Below are 16,560 nucleotides of genomic sequence, written 5' to 3'. Positions count from 1 at the left end.
TGACTGGTCGTGATACGCGCCGGCGACGATGCAGAGCGCAGCGATGAGAAGGAGCGGCGCTTATGAACGACCCGCTGGCACCACTGATGGAGCTGCCCGGCATCGCCGTCGCTGCCGAGCAGGCACGCGACGCACTCGGCCAGGCCCATCGACATCAGGCCAACCGGCGGGGCTGGCCGGTAACCGCCGCCGAGGCGGCGTTGCGGGCAGCGCGGGCCTCGTCGGTCTTGGATGGTGGGCCCATACAGCTCGACGAGTCGGCAACCAGCGACCCGGTGTTCGGCGGCGCGCTGCGGGTGGCGCAGGCCCTCGAAGGCGGCGAGACCAACCTGGTGGCGGTGTGGCGGCGGGCGCCGCTGCAGGCGTTGGCGCGGCTGCACATGTTGGCGGCCGCCGATCAGGTTGACGAAGAACGGTTGGGCCGGCCGCGGGCCGGCGCTGACGTCGGGCCGCGTCTCGAGCTGTTGGCAGAGGTGGCCAGCGGCGGCACCCGGGCGCCGGCTCCGGTGGTCGCCGCAGTCGCGCACGGCGAGCTGCTGGCGCTGGCGCCGTTCGGCAGTGCGGACGGCGTGGTGGCCCGCGCGGTGTCGCGGCTGATCGCCATCGCCACCGGGCTGGATCCGCACGGGCTGGGCGTGCCGGAGGTGACGTGGATGCGTCGCGCCGCCGACTATCGCGACGCCGCGCGCGGCTTCGCCGGAGGCACCACCGAAGGGATGGCGGCCTGGCTGAAGTTGTGTTGCCGGGCCATGCAGGACGGTGGGCGGGAGGCCTTATCGATCGCCGAGTCGCTTGCCAAGTAGATTGCCAGCGGAGAGCGCCGGGAATGGTCGAACATGTGAAGCGGGCGGCGATCCGAAATGTTCGGCTCACCGCCCGCTAGCACGGCACCCGGTTACCAAGCGTGCATCCTCGGGGTTGCGTGGGTGGCCTCGGCGATCTTGCGAGGCGCCCGGTTGTAGCCCTACCCAAAGGGCCGTCGAAGCCGTCCGCTTCTCGCAATTACGCAGGCCCGCAACACTTCTGCCATTATCGCGGCTATGACTCCGCGTGGGTGCCGGGAACCGTGCTGGGGGCCCGGATTGGGAGATCGAACCTTCTCTTCCGGATCGACCTTGGCCGCACCGGGCTTCCGTGACTCCTTTGTACTACGTGACCCGTATCACAGCAAGGGTCAATTGTGTAAAGCTTTGAAACAACTTGAAATAGCAATCGCAATCAGTTTGCTGGCGGGCTACCAAGCGAAACGCCGCAGCAGCGAATAGGTGACTGCTCCGGCGGCCAGCGCGCTGACCCCCACCGCGGCCGTCGTGGCGACCGCGGCGCCCGACGGTGCCGGGATGCGATCGCGCAGCGACACCGGACGGGAGAAACTGAGCACCGGCCATCCGCGGGCCGCCGCCTCCTTGCGCAGGGCACGGTCGGGATTGACCACACTGGGATGCCCGACGGCTTCCAGCATCGGTATGTCGGTAATCGAATCCGAGTAGGCATAGCAGTGGTCGAGCACGTACCCCTCGCGGGCGGCCAACTCACGAATGGCTTGGACCTTGCCGTCGCCGTAGCAGTAGAAGCCGATCTCTCCGCTGTACTTGCCGTCTTCGACGACCATGCGCGTGGCCATCGCGTGGGTGGCTCCCAGCGCGCGGGCGATCGGTGCCACCAACTCATCGCCGGATGCCGACACCACCACGACGTCGCGCCCGCACAACTTGTGGGCGGCAATCAGGTCGGCGGCTTCTGCGAACACCAGCGGCGTCACGATGTCGTGCAGGGTCTCGTTGACGATCGACTTGACCTGCTCGACGTCCCACCCCGTGCACATGTTGGTCAGGTGGATGCGCATCCGATCCATCTGATCGTGGTCGGCGCCGGACAACAGATATAGGAACTGGGCGTAGCTGGATTTGAGCACCGCGCGGCGGTTGATCAGGCCCTGATTGAAGAACGGTTTACTGAACGCCAGGGTGCTGGATTTGGCGATGATGGTCTTGTCGAGGTCGAAGAAAGCGGCGGTGCGCGCGGGCGGAACGGAGGTGTCCCGCACTTCCGGTGAAGTTTGCTGATCGGCGGCCGAGTCGGGGACGGTCACCGGCTCAGCATAGGACGGCGTCTGCCCGCGCCGCGAGAACTGCGGATAAAACACCCGCTCAACCGAGGCGCGATCGGCGGCCACAAGCGGCCAGAATCCGCGGCGCCTAGTTCGAAGTCCTGCTTCCTTTTGCAAGCGGATCTTGCGCCCAGGAGCCCTGTCGTGTGTATAGTAAGCGGTACTCGGCTTTGTGCCGAGGGTGCATCAGCCCGACCCCCCGGGGCTGATACACGACGACCCTCGCCTCCTCCCCCCCTGGCGGGGGTCGTCCCTTTTGCCGGGTTCCTCGCACCGAGCGGCAGTCTGGTTTCGAAATCCGCGGCCGTCGGTTTGCGCACAGATCCAACTTTGTCCACAGATCGCGGTTTGCCGCTGGCGCCCCAGGGACGCGGCCGGGCACCGTGAGCGGGTGGCTGCGACAACTGGTGTCACCGGCGTTCTGACGCTGTTGGCCACCCCTACGCTGCGCGACGAAGTGGACCGCGTCGGCGCCGCAGTCGGCGTGCGGGTGGTCCATGCGCGCGACGGCGCGCCGATGAGCCGCAAAGCGTGGTCGGCCGCCGCGGCGGTCGTGCTTGACGCGGCGGCGGCGCGGCGTTGCGTCCGAAGCGCGCTGCCGCGGCGTCCCCACGTCGTCATCCTGACCGGCAGCGAACCGACCCCGGAGACCTGGGCGGCTGCGGTCCGGGTCGGCGCCCAGCACGTCCTGACGCTGCCCGGGCACGAGGATGAGCTGGTCTGCGAGCTCGCCGACGCCAGCGAATCGGTACGCGGCGGCCAGGCTCACGGCCGGGTTGTCGCGGTCATTGGTGGCTGCGGCGGTGCCGGTGCCTCGCTGTTCGCCGCCGCGTTGGCCTACACCGCCGCCGAGCCGCTGCTGCTCGATCTCGATCCGTGGAGCGGAGGCATCGATCTGCTGCTCGGCGGTGAGAACACCGCCGGGTTGCGCTGGCCGGACGTGACGTTGCAGGGCGGGCGGCTGAATTGGGCGGCGGTACGCGACGCGCTGCCGCGACACCGCGGGATCAGCATGCTCTCGGGCACCCGGCGCGACCACGACGTGGAGGCCGGGGCGGTCAACGCCGTCATCGACGCCGGCCGGCGCGGCGGTGCGACCGTCGTGTGCGACCTGCCCCGCCGGTTGACCGACGCCGCGCAAACAGCACTGGATGCCGCCGATCTCGTCGTCGTGGTCAGCCCCTGCGACGTCCGGGCGTGTGCGGCGACCGCGACGATCGCTCCGGTACTCGCCGGCATCAATCCCAACATCGGACTGGTGGTACGGGGTCCGTCGCCCGGCGGGCTGCGGGCCGGCGAGGTCGCCGACATCGCCGGCGTGCCCCTGCTGGCGTCGATGCGCGCCCAGCCGCGGCTTGCCGCGGAACTCGAACACGGCGGCCTGCGGCTGCGTCCGCGATCTGCGCTGGCGACGGCGTCCCGTCGAGTTCTTGCGGTGCTACCGGCGGCCGACAGCGAGGCCCGGGCGGCATGACCGGTTCGCTGATCGACCGGGTGCGCGAGCGGCTGGCCGCAGAATCGGCTCCGCTGCGGCCCACTGCGGTGGCCGACGCGATCCGCGCCGAGTCCGGCGGCGTGCTCGGCGACACCGAGGTGCTGAGCAACCTTCGGATGTTGCAGACGGAGTTGACCGGTGCCGGAATCCTCGAGCCGCTGTTGTGCGCCGACGGCACTACCGACGTGCTGGTCACCGCGCCGGACGCGGTCTGGGTCGACGACGGCAACGGATTGCGGCGCAGTGCGGTCCGGTTCGCCGACGACGCGGAGGTGCGACGTCTGGCGCAACGGCTGGCGTTGGCCGCCGGCCGTCGGCTCGATGACGCGCAACCGTGGGTGGACGGCCAACTGACCGGCGTGGGCGCCGCGAGCGTTGCGGTGCGGCTGCACGCCGTGTTGCCGCCGATCGCTGACGGAGGCACCTGCCTGTCGTTGCGAGTGTTGCGCCCCGCCACTCAGGATCTGGCGGCGCTGACCGCCGCGGGCGCCATCGCGCCGCAAGCCGCCGCGCTGCTCGGTGAAGTCATTGCCGCCCGGTTGGCGTTTCTGGTGACCGGCGGCACCGGAGCCGGCAAGACCACGCTGTTGGCGGCGATGCTCGGCGCGGTGTCGGACCGTGAGCGCATCGTGTGCGTCGAAGATGCCGCCGAGCTGGCGCCCGCGCACCCGCACCTGGTCAAGCTGGTCGCGCGGTGCGCCAACATCGAAGGCGTCGGCGAGGTGACGCTGCGTCAACTGGTCCGGCAGGCGCTGCGCATGCGTCCGGACCGCATCGTGGTCGGAGAGGTCAGAGGCGCCGAGGTGGTCGATCTGCTGGCCGCGCTCAACACCGGCCATGACGGCGGCGCCGGCACCGTCCATGCCAACAGCCCGGGCGAGGTGCCGGCCCGCTTGGAAGCATTGGGCGCGCTCGGTGGCCTGGACCGCGGAGCGCTGCACAGCCAACTCGCCGCGGCAGTCCAGGTACTGGTCCATGTGGCTCGCGGTGGTGCCGCAGGCCGCCGGCTCAGCGAAATCGCGGTGCTGCGCCGAACCGACGGGCAGGTTCGCGCGGTCACCGTCTGGCACGTCGATCGCGGGTTCACCGACGCAGCCACCGACCTGCGTCGGCTGCTGCAGAGCAGGGCAGCGAGGTGACCGGCCCCGTACTCGCCGCGTTGGGATTGTCGCTGGCGGTCTCGGTAACGCCGTCGTCGCCGCGGCGGCGGCTCGCGCCGGGGCCTGCACGCTCACGCAAGTCGCGGACGGTGGCCGCGTGGTCTGGGGTGTGTGCCGCGGCTGCCGTCGCCTTGGTGCTGGCGCCGACTACGGTTCTCGCCGCCGCGGTGTTGGCCGCGACGCTGGGCCTGCGATACCGGCGTCGCCGCCGCAGCCGCGTCGGCCTGCGGGAGAGTCGGGCATTGGACACCGCGATCGATGTGTTGGTCGGCGAGCTGCGGGTCGGTGCCCACCCGGTTCGCGCGTTCGCCGTCGCGGCCGACGAAACCGGCGGGACGGTCGCGGCCTGCTGCCGCTCGGTGGCGGCACGCGCCCGGCTGGGCGCCGACGTGGTTGCCGGCCTGCGCAGCGTGGCGGCGGACTCGGCACTGCCTGCGCAGTGGGAGCGGATAGCGGCCTGTTGGCAGCTGGCCACTGATCACGGTCTGGCCATGTCCACCCTGATGCGCGCCGCTCAACGCGACATCGCCGAGCGGCAGCGGTTCTCGGCGCAAGTCACCGCGGCGATGGCCGGGGCTCGCGCCACCTCGGCCATCCTGGCCGGCTTGCCGCTGCTTTCGGTGCTGCTCGGCCAGCTGATCGGAGCGCAGCCGGTGAAGTTCTTGTTGGGCGGCCATGCGGGTGGCTGGCTGCTGGTGGTCGGAGTGACGCTGGCGTGTGCCGGCCTGCTGTGGTCAGACCACATCACTGATCGGGTGACGCGATGATGACGCCGGCGATCCTCTTGGCGGCGGCGCTGCTGTGTGGTGTCGCGCCGTCGACGGTCCGGGCGCGGGCCGGGGCGACGGACTGCACCCGCCGCGGTGCGCGGCTGTCGCCGCGCCGAACCGACCCGTTGGCGGTCGCATCGAGTTTGGATGTGCTGGCGGTATGTCTGGTCTCGGGCATGGCGGTCTCCACCGCCGCGGCGATCACCGCGCCGTCCGCGCCGCCGGCACTGGCCCGGGTGTTGCGGCGCGCCGCCGACCTGCTCACGCTGGGCGCCGACCCGACCGTTGCATGGTCGGCGCCGCCGGACATGCCGGCCGGGTCGATCGGCGCACAGACCGACGCGTTGTTGCGATTGGCGCGGCGGTCGGCATCCTCTGGTGCGGCGCTCGCCGAGGGCATGTCGGACCTGGCCGCCCAGTGTCGCCAGGAGGCTGCGCACACCGCGACCGCCGCCGCCGAGCGCGCGGCAGTGCTGATCGCCGGCCCGCTCGGAATGTGCTTCCTGCCGGCATTCGTATGTCTGGGCATCGTCCCGGTGGTAGCCGGACTGGCCGGTGACGTCCTGCAGTCGGGGCTGCTGTGAGCTCCAACAGCCGCATCGCGGGCGAACGAGAAGGGGAAAATGAGGGGAGTCAACGTGTTTCGGCGACTACAAGTGCGGTTGACCCTATTGGCGACCGACGACTCAGGTATGTCTACCGTCGAGTACGCGATCGGGACGATCGCAGCGGCGGCATTCGGTGCGATCCTGTACACCGTCGTCACCGGCGATTCCATCGTCGCGGCGCTCACCAACGTCATCGGGCGGGCCTTGAACACCAAGGTGTAGTCAGTCGTGTCCGCTCAACCGCCGGCGCCAGCACCGTCGAGGCGGCGCTGGCCCTCGCCACGCTGGTCGCGGTGCTGGTGCTTTGCGTCGCCGGTATCACCGCGGTGTCGATGCAGGTGCGCTGCGTGGACGCGGCTCGGGAGGCTGCCCGGCTCGCCGCGCGCGGCGACGAGCGCTCGGCGGTCGATGTCGCGCGGCATCTCGCGCCCGGCGGAGCGGCGGTGCAGGTGCGCCGCGACGGCGAGTTCATCGTCGCGACGGTCTTCGCCCGCTCACCCCTGCTACCGGCACTGGCTATCGGCGCCACCAGCGTCTCGGCAGTGGAGCAGCGATGAGCGCGGCTCGGCCACCGTCGCCGCCGCCGCGATGGTCGCGGTGCTGCTGAGTATCACGTGCGGGGGCGCCTATCTGGGTTCGGCCGTGGTGGCGCGGCATCGTGCCCAGGCCGCGGCGGACCTGGCCGCCCTGGCCGGCGCCGCGCGGCTACCCGCCGGCGCGGACACCGCGTGCGGGCGGGCGAGCGCGGTGGCCCATGAGTTGCGGATCAGCGACATCGACTGCACAGTGCACGGCCTGGACGTCGTCGTCACGGTCGAGCTTGCCGTCCCGCTCGGCGGATGGAGCAGGGCGCACGCCGCCGCCCGCGCCGGCCCAAACTAGCTAGCCGGTGTCGGTCGTGGACAGGCCTGCTTCGGCGAGTTCTGCATCGGTGGGTAGCCGCAGCGAGATGAGTCCGGCGAAAGCCTTCTCATCGAGTTCGACCTGGGTGCAGGTGACGTGTACCGGCACCCAGGTGTCGCCGTAGCCGGGCATCCGCAACACCATGGTCGTGGCGCCGTCGGCGAATTCGGCGGTCATCGCTGCCAACTTTGGCTCGTCGGCGGGATGTACCCGCGGCGCATTTCGTGCGCTGCGCCGCCAGTCGTAGAACGGGCACGGCTCGTCGAGCCATTTGAGTAGCGTCCAGTTGTTGAGATCGACCAGCGCCCGGTGTACTCCCGGCTGAGCCAGTCCGCGCAGAATCCGTTGTGCCAGCCGGTCGGGTGGATCCACCGGAGCGGCCGGGTCGGCGCGCCAATTCATCCCGCGCCCGATCAGATGGTCGCGGCCGTCCGGTCCGGGCTCTAGTGCGCTGCGCGCGACGAAACTCACCCTGATCGGGTTGCCCTGCCAGTCGGTGCCGTCCCAGGTAGACCACAGCGTCTGGTTGGGTTCGGCTTTGATGGCGAGCGCGAGCACCTTGCTTTCGTTGTGTTTGATGCTGCGCGATGGCCAGTTCTCGGCAAACGCGCGGCCTTCCGTTTCCTCGACGTCGGGGTTTTTGCCGCTGTTAAGCAGCGACTCACGCGTGTCGACGGCCACGCCAGTGGTCAGGTCCCACTTCATCGGACCCGGCAGCGGCCGCTCGGGCGGTTCGACGGTGGCCGGTCCACTCCAGACATGCACGCCATGCATCCGGCCGTCCGACATCAACACCGGCTCGGTCCGGATTACCCTGTCGCTCTTGGGCGTAATGCTGACCAGGCTTTGGCCGGTCTTCATCGACTCGGCGATCGCCGACCGGATTGCGGCAAGGTGGGGATTGCGTCGCAGAAACGCAGTGACCGGGACGAGATTGCGCTGCTGACGGCCGAGCGCGACCACGGCTGGTTCTTTGCCCAGCGTCTCCACCAGCAGCCAGTCGTGGGCCATGACCACACTTTACCGACGAGTAACGACGCGTTAGCTCGTTTTGGTGCCACCGGTGTAGTCCTGACTTGACTTCTGTCAAAACGCATGTGCGCTCGCGATGTTGGTCAATAACTTGCACGCGAGTAAGCAGCCGGGTTATTTTGCTGCTGCGCCCCTTGGGCATGAGAACGGCTCGCGTAGTCCGGCCGTTCGTTGCGCCGCTCGTCACGATTCGGCACGCCCGCCTTCTTCAGCAGCGAGGAAGCGCTTTCGCGCGACGAAGTGTGGAGGTCGACCGTCGAGGGGTCGGTCGTCAGCCATGCCTCAGGATGAACCGTCAGCCACCTCAGCAAGCACCAAGCGCAACACCCGCACAGCACCCGCCTTGTCCAGCGGTTGGTTACCGCTGCCGCATTTCGGCGACTGCACGCACGACGGGCATCCCCGCGTGCATTCGCACGCTTCGATAGCCGCGGCGGTGGCGCCCAGCCACGCGCTGGCCTGGCGGAATCCACGCTCGGCGAACCCGGCCCCGCCGGGATAGCCGTCGTAGACGAATACGCTGGGCAGCCGGTCGGACTCGGGGCCAACCGCGGTCGACAGACCGCCGATGTCGCCGCGATCGCAGCTGGCCACCAGCGGCAGCAAGCCGATCGCCGCGTGCTCGGCGGCATGCAGCGATCCGGGGAGCTGTAACGCGTCGATCCCGTTGCGATCCAACGCGTCCGGCGTGATCGTGTACATCGCGGCAGTCGTGCTCAAGGTTTGTGTCGGCATTTCCAGTTCGACGAAATCGATTACCTCCCCGGACAGTCGGCGACGCAGATAGCCGACGACCCGACTGGTGACCGTGACCGGGACCAGCCCCAGCGTGACCGGACCGAACGCCGCCCGTTCGCCTGTCCCCGTGACGGCGATGTCGGTGAGTTCCCGTGCGAATGTGGTGTATCCGGGATCGGCGGCATGGACGAATGCCATGCCCTCCTCGAAGTCGAGCGAATCGACCACATACGTCTCGCCTTGGTGGAGGTATACCGCTCCCGGGTGTACCGAGGCGGGGGCCTGGCCGACACCCGCGGTGCCCAGCAACCGTCCGGTTTCGGCCTCGACGATCACGATCTGGCCGCCCGTCGGCCCGCGGATGTCCACGGCCGGATGCGGGTCGACGCCCGGCGCCGGATAGTACTTGCCCGACCGCCGTCGCAGCAGCCCGTCGTCAGCCAGCTTGCCGGCGAGCGCTTCGGCGCTCAACGCCCGGATCTCGGCATCCTCGAGTGGCAACTCGGTTGCCGCACAGAGTAGTTGAGGCCCGAGAAGGTAGGGGTTGGCCGGATCGATCACGACACGCTCGATCGGCTTGTCCAAGAGCGCCGCGGGGTGGTGGACCAGATAGGTGTCCAGTGGATCGTCGCGGGCGACCAGCACGATCAGCGCGCCCTGACCGCGTCGTCCGGACCTGCCGGCCTGCTGCCAAAACGAGGTGACCGTCCCGGGAAAGCCGGCCAGCACCACAGCGTCCAGCCCGGCGATATCCACGCCCAGCTCCAGTGCATTGGTGGTGGCCAGGCCGCGCAGTTGCCCGTCGGCCAGCGCGTGCTCCAGTGCGCTACGGTCCTCGGGCAGATAACCCGCGCGGTAGGAGGCCACCTTCTCGGCCAGTTCGGGAGCGATGTCGTCCAGCCGGGCGCGGGCGGCCATCGCCGTCAATTCCGCGCCGCGGCGTGACCGGACAAAGGTCAGGGTGCGCGCGCCTTCAGCGATCAGATCGGCCATCAATCGCGCCGCCTCGGCGCCGGCGGACCGCCGCACCGGGGCGCCGTTCTCGCCGACGAGATCGGCGCGCAAGGCCGGCTCCCACAACGCCACCGTGCGTGCGCCCTGCGGCGAGCCGTCTTCGGTGACTTCGGCCACCGGCCGGCCGATGAGCTCAGCGGCCGTCGTGCCGGGCGATGCCGTCGTCGCGCTGGCGAAAATCACGGTCGGTGCGCCCGAATAGCGGTCGCACAGCCGCAACAGCCGGCGCAGCACCATCGCCACATTCGAACCGAAAACACCCCGGTAGTAATGACATTCATCGACCACCAGATAGCGAAGGCGGCGCAGAAACACCGCCCACCGGGCATGGTTGCGCAGCATGGCCAGGTGCACCATGTCTGGGTTGGAGAACAACCATCGAGAACGCTCCCGCGCGAAGCGCCGCACCTCCACCGGGCTGTCGCCGTCATAGGCGGTGGGCGCGACGTCGTGCAGCTGCGGGATGGCCGCGGTGAGGGCATGCGCGGTGCGCAACTGGTCGTGGCCTAGCGCTTTGGTCGGCGACAGGTACAGCACCCGGGCATGTCGGTCGGTTGCCAGCGCATTGAGAATCGGAAGTTGATAGGCCAGTGATTTTCCCGACGCGGTGCCGGTGCTGACCACAACGTGGCGACCGGCGTGGGCGAACTCGGCGGCCTCGAATTGGTGTGACCACGGCGCGCTGATGCCGCGGTCGGTGAATGCGCGCACCACTTCCGGTTCGGCCCACTGGGGCCAGGCATACGGCCGGCCTTCGCGCGGCGGCAGTTCGGCGACATGCCGCAGCGGGTTCTCGCCCGGGTCGGCGCCGGCCACCGCAACGGCAAGTAATTCACTGCCGAATGTCACCACTGCGCACCTCTTCAAGCCGGTTTCCCTCTGAATTGTTCACCGACTTGTTGCTCAATTGATCACCGGAGGCTGTCGCGGACGCGACGAACGTGATTGACTAATGCACGGTCGCAGCTTCTGTGTTCGTGTCAAACTTTCGCAGGATCGACGTTGCGGCCGCGGTTCCTGCGAGGTTTTAGCTCGGGTGAAGTTCCGGCAACTCCGCGAGGTATGGCGGTCACAGCGGGCCCGGGGCGCCGGAAGGCGGTGCACCGCACCCGAGTAGTAAAGGAAAGATCGAGAAATGCCACAGGGAACTGTGAAGTGGTTCAACGCGGAGAAGGGGTTTGGCTTCATCGCCCCCGAGGACGGTTCGGCCGACGTGTTTGTCCACTACACGGAGATTCAGGGTTCGGGCTTCCGCACCCTTGAGGAGAACCAGCGAGTCGAGTTCGAGGTTGGCCAGAGCCCCAAGGGTCCCCAGGCCACCGGCGTCCGCTCCATCTGAGCAACTCCTGACCAAACCCCCCGCGCTCGCCCTCCAACGGGGCCGGCCGGGGGGTTTCGGTTGTCTAGGGTGGCGGCGCCCGAATACGACGCGAGCGCCACGCTCGTCGTATGCAGGACGGACATTGCGGGGCGTGACCTACTGTCGGTGACGTGAGCCAGCTGTCCTTCTTTTCCGCTGAGTCGGTGCCGCCCGCGGTCACCGATCTCACTGGGCTGTTGGCAGCGCCCGGACAGATAGTGAGTGTCGGGAGCGGCGCCCGGCTGTCGGTGGTCGTCGATGACCTCTGGCGCGCCGAGGCGCTGGCCGAGATGATCGACGGCGCCGGCTTGGCGTCGCAGCTCACCCGGACCGAGGAGGACACCCCGCTGGTGCGCACCGCGGTGGACGCACGGCTGCGTGCGATCGCCGCGGAGTGGACCCGCGGCGCGGTCAAAACGGTGCCTCCGCTGTGGCTGCCCGGACCGCGGGAGCTGCGGGCCTGGACGCTGGCGGCGGGCAGCCCGGAGGCCGATCGTTATCTGCTGGGACTCGACCCGCATGCCCCCGACACACATTCGCCGCTGGCGTCGGCGTTGATGCGGGTCGGGATCGCGCCCACCTTGATCGGTACGCGAGGCAATCGCCCCGCCCTGCGGATCAGCGGCCGACGCCGGCTATCGCGCCTGGTAGAAAATGTGGGAGAACCACCCGATGCTGTCGAGGCCAAGGCAAGCTGGCCGCGGGTTTAGCAGCGATCGGGAGGGCTATTTAGGGGGGTCAGTTTGCGTCGGCTCGTTCCGGGTGTCACATTGTCAGTTGTCCACAGGCTCGGGGGAGACCGGCGACGATGCCGGTACCGGCCGATTTGAGGGGCGGAACCGGCTCGGGAGCGGAAAAAGGGCCCAGGGCCAAAAAGAGAGTGAGCGTAAGCGCAGTTGGCTAACGGCGACAGCGGCACCCCGTTAAACAGGGGAAATGGCAGCGCGCGGCGACTCGTTATCGTCGAGTCGCCGACCAAGGCGCGCAAATTGGCCGGCTACCTGGGCTCCAACTACGTTGTCGAGTCGTCGCGAGGGCACATCCGCGACCTGCCGCGCAATGCCGCCGATGTCCCCGCGAAATACAAATCGGAGCCGTGGGCGCGGCTCGGGGTCAACGTCGACGCTGACTTCGAACCGCTCTACATCATCAGTCCCGAGAAGAAGAGCACGGTCAGCGAGCTCAAGGGCCTGCTCAAGAACGTCGACGAACTCTATCTGGCCACTGATGGTGACCGTGAAGGCGAAGCCATCGCCTGGCATCTGCTGGAGACTCTGAAACCCAACATCCCGGTCAAGCGGATGGTTTTCCACGAGATCACCGAACCGGCGATCCGTGCCGCCGCCGAACACCCCCGCGACCTGGACATCGATCTGGTCGACGCCCAGGAGACCCGGCGCATCCTGGACCGGCTGTACGGGTATGAAGTCAGCCCGGTGTTGTGGAAGAAGGTCGCGCCCAAACTGTCCGCGGGCCGGGTGCAGTCGGTGGCCACCCGCATCATCGTGGCGCGCGAACGCGAGCGGATGGCGTTTCGCAGCGCCGCCTACTGGGACGTGGTCGCCGAACTGGACGCCAGCGTCTCCGACCCCAAAGCCTCTCCGCCCACCTTCAGCGCCCGGCTGACCAGTGTCGACGGCCTGCGGGTGGCCACCGGCCGGGACTTCGACTCGCTGGGCGCCGTACGTAAGCCCGATGAGGTCATAGTGCTCGACGAAGCCCGTGCCGGTGTGCTGGCCGACGGGTTGCGCGGCTCGCAGCTGTCGGTGGCGTCGGTAGAGGAAAAGCCCTACACCCGCAAGCCGTACCCACCGTTCATGACGTCGACGCTGCAGCAGGAGGCTGGGCGCAAGCTGCGGTTCTCCTCGGAACGCACGATGCGCATCGCGCAGCGACTCTACGAGAACGGCTACATCACTTATATGCGCACCGACTCCACGACGCTCTCGGAGTCGGCGATCAACGCCGCGCGCACTCAGGCCCGTCAGCTCTACGGCGAGGAGTACGTCTACCCCTCGCCGCGCCAGTACACCCGCAAGGTGAAAAACGCCCAGGAAGCCCACGAGGCGATCCGGCCGGCCGGTGAGACGTTCGCGACGCCGGACGCGGTGCGCCGTGACGGCGTCGGTGATGATGAGTTCCGGCTCTACGAGCTGATCTGGCAGCGCACGGTCGCCTCGCAGATGGCCGATGCTCGCGGCACCACGCTGAGCCTGCGGATCGCCGGTGCCTCGGGTGAGCAGCAGGTGGTGTTCTCGGCCAGCGGACGCACTCTGACCTTCCCGGGCTTCCTCAAGGCCTATGTGGAAACCGTCGACGAGCTGGCCGGCGGTGAGGCCGACGACGCCGAGCGCCGGCTGCCGCAGCTGAGCGAGGGGCAACGGGTCGACGCCACCGAGCTGACCCCCGACGGCCACGCCACCAACCCGCCCGCCCGCTACACCGAGGCGTCACTGGTCAAGGCGCTCGAAGAGCTGGGTATCGGCCGTCCGTCGACGTACTCCTCGATCATCAAAACCATTCAGGACCGCGGCTACGTGTACAAGAAGGGCAGCGCCCTGGTGCCGTCGTGGGTGGCGTTCGCCGTGATCGGTTTGTTGGAACAGCATTTCGGCCGTTTGGTCGATTACGGTTTCACCGCGGCGATGGAAGACGAGCTCGACGCGATTGCATCCGGCAACGAGAGCCGCACCACCTGGCTCAGCCACTTCTACTTCGGTGGTGACCACGGTGTGCCCGACTCGGTGGCCCGCTCTGGCGGCCTGAAGAAGCTTGTCGGTGTCAACTTGGAGGGCATCGATGCCCGAGAAGTCAACTCCATCAAGGTGTTCGATGATGCACAGGGACGCCCCATCTACGTGCGGGTCGGCAAGAACGGGCCCTATCTGGAGCGCATGGTGGCCGGTGACGACGGCGAACCCGCTCCGCAGCGGGCCAACCTCAACGACACGCTCACGCCCGACGAGTTGACTCTCGACGTGGCCGAGGAGCTTTTCGCCACACCGCAAGAGGGCCGGCCACTTGGGGTGGATCCGCAGACCGGTCACGAGATCGTCGCCAAAGACGGTCGCTACGGCCCCTACGTCACCGAGATTCTTCCCCCACCACCGGATGACGACGATGGCGCGCCGGCCAAGAAGGGCAAAAAGCCCACCGGCCCCAAGCCCCGCACCGGTTCGCTGCTGCGGAGCATGAATTTGCAGACCGTCACGCTCGACGATGCGCTGAAGCTGCTGTCGCTGCCCCGGGTAGTCGGTGTGGATCCCCAATCCGGTGAGGAGATCACCGCGCAGAACGGACGCTATGGTCCATATCTGAAGCGCGGCACCGATTCTCGCTCGCTGGCCACCGAGGACCAGATCTTCGAGATTACGCTCGACGAAGCGCTGAAGATCTACGCCGAGCCCAAACGCCGCGGCCGCCAAGGCGCTGCCGCGCCGCCGCTGCGTGAGCTGGGCACCGATCCGGCGTCCGGCAAGCCGATGGTTATCAAGGACGGCCGGTTCGGGCCGTACGTCACCGACGGCGAGACCAACGCGAGTCTGCGCAAAGGCGATGACGTGTTGTCGATCACCGACGACCGTGCCGCCGAACTGCTGGCCGACCGGCGAGCGCGCGGCCCGGTCAAGCGGACCACCAAGCGAGGTGCCCGCAAGGCGCCGGCAAAGAAGAAAACCGCCAAGCGCGGCTAGCTGCCGACCCCGCTGGAAACCTCTTCGGGTGCAGCGAGATTCAACGGCCGGGCCAGCTGAGTGGGCGCGGAGCGGCCGCGCAGCGAGACAACTTCGCCAACGTCCCAGCACAGGGCTTCCGCGTCGAGGGCGCCGCTGACCGCGATCGCCGAGGCCAGCACGTGGCCCTCCTCGAGCTTGGCCAACTCGGTCAACCGCGCGGCCTCGTTGACCGGGTCGCCGATCACCGTGTATTCGAACCTCGCCTGCGCGCCGATATGGCCGGCGATGGCACGGCCGGCCGAGACGCCGATGCCGAACTCCAAAGTGCCCAGCACCGGCAGGAGTTCGTCGTGCAGCTCACGCGCGGCCGCCAGCGCGCCACCCGACGAGTCCGGGTGTTCGATGGGCGCGCCGAAGATCGCCAGCGCGGCGTCGCCCTGGAATTTGTTGACGAAACCGCCGTGCCGGCCCACGGTGTCGACCACCACCCGGAAGAACTCGTTGAGCAGGCTGACCACCTCGGCGGGCGGTCGCGTCGCCGCGAGCTGAGTCGAGCCGACCATGTCCACGAACAACACCGCGACATCGCGCTCCTGGCCACCTAATTCGGTGCCGCGCTCCAGCGCGCGCCGTGCCACGTCTTCGCCCACATAGCGGCCGAACAGGTCACGCAGTCGTTGCCGTTCAGCCAAGTCGCGCACCATGTCGTTGAAGCCGGCCTGCAGCAGGCCCAACTCGCTGGCGTCGTAGATCTGCATGTGCGCGTTGTAATTACCGCGCTGCACCTCGCCGAGCGCCCAGCGCAGCTGACGTAGTGGATCGGCGATCGACATGGCGACCAGCAGCGTGCCGAATAACCCAATCCCCAGCGCCGCCAACGCCAGCAACAGGATCGGGTTGAACAGCTTTTCCGGCGGCGCGTGCAAAAACGACGCCTTGTCGGCCACCACCGCCAGCACGATCGCCAGTAGCGGCACCGCGGTGGACAGTGTCCAGGCCAGCATCTGTCGCCCGATGACACCCGATGCTCGGATGTTTTCCGGCAGCCCGCCGCGCAGTGCGGCGACCGCCACCGGTCGCAGTACCCGCTCGGACTGCAGGTAGCCGATGATCGCGGTGGCCGCGGCGCCCAGAGCCACGGCGACACCCACCACCGGCGCCAGGTGACTGGTTTCGCGCCAGCTGGCGATGATGAAGACCGTGCCGCCGATCGACCAGTAGCCCAGGGTGATCAGCGTGCGGTAGAACGGCATCCGCAGCGCCCGGCTGCGGGCCACCTCGGTGGCTGCGGGGTCGGTGTCCGCGAGCAGGCCGTCGCGGCGCTGCCAGCGGAACACCGGCACCAGCAACCGGAAGCTCAGCATTGACCCGCACCCGAACAACACCACCAGCGCCGCCGCGAACGACGCGAGGTTGACGCCCGGCAGGTCCTGCAGTTGGATGCGGTCTTCGGGCGGCAATCCGTAGCGCAGGAAGCCGAACACGAGCAAGGCGCCGATGATGTCGGCCTGCAGAACGCTCAACAAGAACACCGGCCACGGGGTGCGCACCACCCACTGGAGGAATCCACTGATCCGCCCAGGCAGTGCGGTCGCGGTGCTCACCAGCCCACCGTATCGGTCGGTGGGGACCAAAAAATAGCGAAAAACGCCGGTGTGCGGCCGCCGGCAGGATCACTGTGTCAGCACTGACCACT

Annotated in this window: 15 protein-coding genes; 11 read left to right on the top strand and 4 right to left on the bottom strand. The window is 68.5% G+C overall.

Going from position 1 to position 16,560, the window contains the following annotated elements:
- The first annotated feature begins 62 nt into the window (after positions 1-62).
- Entirely contained in the window at positions 63-803 is a 741-nt protein-coding gene (locus AC5Y5W_RS18700; protein WP_500013350.1) for an oxidoreductase, read from the top strand.
- 431 nt (positions 804-1,234) lie between these two features.
- Here the strand turns inward: AC5Y5W_RS18700 and AC5Y5W_RS18695 are convergent, their stop codons facing one another.
- On the bottom strand, positions 1,235-2,092 hold the full coding sequence (locus AC5Y5W_RS18695; protein WP_500013351.1) for an HAD-IB family hydrolase: 858 nt from the start codon (positions 2,090-2,092) through the stop codon (positions 1,235-1,237).
- A 445-nt stretch (positions 2,093-2,537) separates the two neighbouring features.
- Here AC5Y5W_RS18695 and ssd point away from each other — a divergent pair, with 445 nt between their 5' ends.
- Genes ssd through AC5Y5W_RS18660 form a run of 7 tightly spaced genes read left to right on the top strand, consistent with a single transcriptional unit; the run spans position 2,538 to position 7,025 of the window.
- On the top strand, positions 2,538-3,584 hold the full coding sequence (ssd, locus tag AC5Y5W_RS18690; protein WP_500013384.1) for a septum site-determining protein Ssd: 1,047 nt from the start codon (positions 2,538-2,540) through the stop codon (positions 3,582-3,584).
- Positions 3,581-4,744, top strand: coding sequence for a TadA family conjugal transfer-associated ATPase (locus tag AC5Y5W_RS18685; protein WP_499988714.1), 1,164 nt, complete (start codon positions 3,581-3,583; stop codon positions 4,742-4,744). Before ssd ends, AC5Y5W_RS18685 begins: the two co-directional genes overlap by 4 nt.
- Positions 4,741-5,532, top strand: a complete 792-nt coding sequence (locus AC5Y5W_RS18680) for a type II secretion system F family protein (protein WP_500013352.1) — start codon at positions 4,741-4,743, stop codon at positions 5,530-5,532. Before AC5Y5W_RS18685 ends, AC5Y5W_RS18680 begins: the two co-directional genes overlap by 4 nt.
- A complete protein-coding gene (locus AC5Y5W_RS18675) occupies positions 5,529-6,119 on the top strand; it encodes a type II secretion system F family protein (protein ID WP_500013353.1) in 591 nt (196 codons plus the stop codon). The genes AC5Y5W_RS18680 and AC5Y5W_RS18675 overlap by 4 nt, the downstream gene beginning before the upstream one ends.
- 39 nt (positions 6,120-6,158) lie before the next feature.
- A complete protein-coding gene (locus AC5Y5W_RS18670) occupies positions 6,159-6,365 on the top strand; it encodes a DUF4244 domain-containing protein (protein WP_500013355.1) in 207 nt (68 codons plus the stop codon).
- A 47-nt stretch (positions 6,366-6,412) separates the two neighbouring features.
- Positions 6,413-6,700, top strand: coding sequence for a TadE family type IV pilus minor pilin (locus AC5Y5W_RS18665; RefSeq protein ID WP_500013386.1), 288 nt, complete (start codon positions 6,413-6,415; stop codon positions 6,698-6,700).
- Between the two features lie 31 nt (positions 6,701-6,731).
- Positions 6,732-7,025: an Rv3654c family TadE-like protein gene (locus tag AC5Y5W_RS18660; RefSeq protein ID WP_500013356.1), complete on the top strand. Its 294-nt coding sequence runs from the start codon at positions 6,732-6,734 to the stop codon at positions 7,023-7,025.
- Here the strand turns inward: AC5Y5W_RS18660 and AC5Y5W_RS18655 are convergent, their stop codons facing one another.
- Both AC5Y5W_RS18655 and AC5Y5W_RS18650 read right to left on the bottom strand, forming a co-directional pair.
- Positions 7,026-8,057: a PAS domain-containing protein gene (locus AC5Y5W_RS18655; protein WP_500013358.1), complete on the bottom strand. Its 1,032-nt coding sequence runs from the start codon at positions 8,055-8,057 to the stop codon at positions 7,026-7,028.
- Between the two features lie 303 nt (positions 8,058-8,360).
- Positions 8,361-10,682 carry a DEAD/DEAH box helicase gene (locus AC5Y5W_RS18650; protein ID WP_500013359.1) on the bottom strand — a complete coding sequence of 774 codons (2,322 nt, stop codon included), beginning with the start codon at positions 10,680-10,682 and terminating at the stop codon, positions 8,361-8,363.
- A gap of 283 nt (positions 10,683-10,965) precedes the next feature.
- On the opposite strand from AC5Y5W_RS18650, the gene AC5Y5W_RS18645 reads away from it, so the two are divergent.
- The 3 genes from AC5Y5W_RS18645 to topA all read left to right on the top strand — a co-directional run bounded on the left by AC5Y5W_RS18645 (position 10,966) and on the right by topA (position 14,882).
- A complete protein-coding gene (locus AC5Y5W_RS18645; RefSeq protein ID WP_003925183.1) occupies positions 10,966-11,169 on the top strand; it encodes a cold-shock protein in 204 nt (67 codons plus the stop codon).
- A gap of 152 nt (positions 11,170-11,321) precedes the next feature.
- Positions 11,322-11,900 carry a hypothetical protein gene (locus tag AC5Y5W_RS18640; RefSeq protein WP_499988720.1) on the top strand — a complete coding sequence of 193 codons (579 nt, stop codon included), beginning with the start codon at positions 11,322-11,324 and terminating at the stop codon, positions 11,898-11,900.
- Positions 11,901-12,086: 186 nt separating this feature from the next.
- Positions 12,087-14,882 (top strand): type I DNA topoisomerase, encoded by a 2,796-nt coding sequence (topA, locus tag AC5Y5W_RS18635; RefSeq protein ID WP_499988723.1) that lies wholly within the window; start codon positions 12,087-12,089, stop codon positions 14,880-14,882.
- On the opposite strand, the gene AC5Y5W_RS18630 is transcribed toward topA, so the two are convergent.
- Positions 14,879-16,498, bottom strand: coding sequence for an adenylate/guanylate cyclase domain-containing protein (locus AC5Y5W_RS18630; RefSeq protein ID WP_500013360.1), 1,620 nt, complete (start codon positions 16,496-16,498; stop codon positions 14,879-14,881). The two genes, topA and AC5Y5W_RS18630, sit on opposite strands and share 4 nt — an antisense overlap.
- Positions 16,499-16,560: the final 62 nt, after the last annotated feature.

The sequence above is a fragment of the Mycobacterium sp. NGS51 genome (genome assembly GCF_059812525.1).
The sequence above is the reverse complement of the archived record's forward strand: the minus strand, read 5'-3'. Positions and strand labels throughout refer to the sequence as shown.

Bases quoted from the DNA above. Each gene is read 5' to 3' on its own strand.
- AC5Y5W_RS18675 (WP_500013353.1), top strand. From the start codon at position 5,529: ATGATGACGCCGGCGATCCTCTTGGCGGCGGCGCTGCTGTGTGGTGTC.
- AC5Y5W_RS18700 (WP_500013350.1), top strand. From the start codon at position 63: ATGAACGACCCGCTGGCACCACTGATGGAGCTGCCCGGCATCGCCGTC.
- AC5Y5W_RS18655 (WP_500013358.1), bottom strand. From the start codon at position 8,057: ATGGCCCACGACTGGCTGCTGGTGGAGACGCTGGGCAAAGAACCAGCC.
- AC5Y5W_RS18645 (WP_003925183.1), top strand. From the start codon at position 10,966: ATGCCACAGGGAACTGTGAAGTGGTTCAACGCGGAGAAGGGGTTTGGC.
- AC5Y5W_RS18660 (WP_500013356.1), top strand. From the start codon at position 6,732: ATGGTCGCGGTGCTGCTGAGTATCACGTGCGGGGGCGCCTATCTGGGT.
- AC5Y5W_RS18670 (WP_500013355.1), top strand. From the start codon at position 6,159: ATGAGGGGAGTCAACGTGTTTCGGCGACTACAAGTGCGGTTGACCCTA.
- AC5Y5W_RS18685 (WP_499988714.1), top strand. From the start codon at position 3,581: ATGACCGGTTCGCTGATCGACCGGGTGCGCGAGCGGCTGGCCGCAGAA.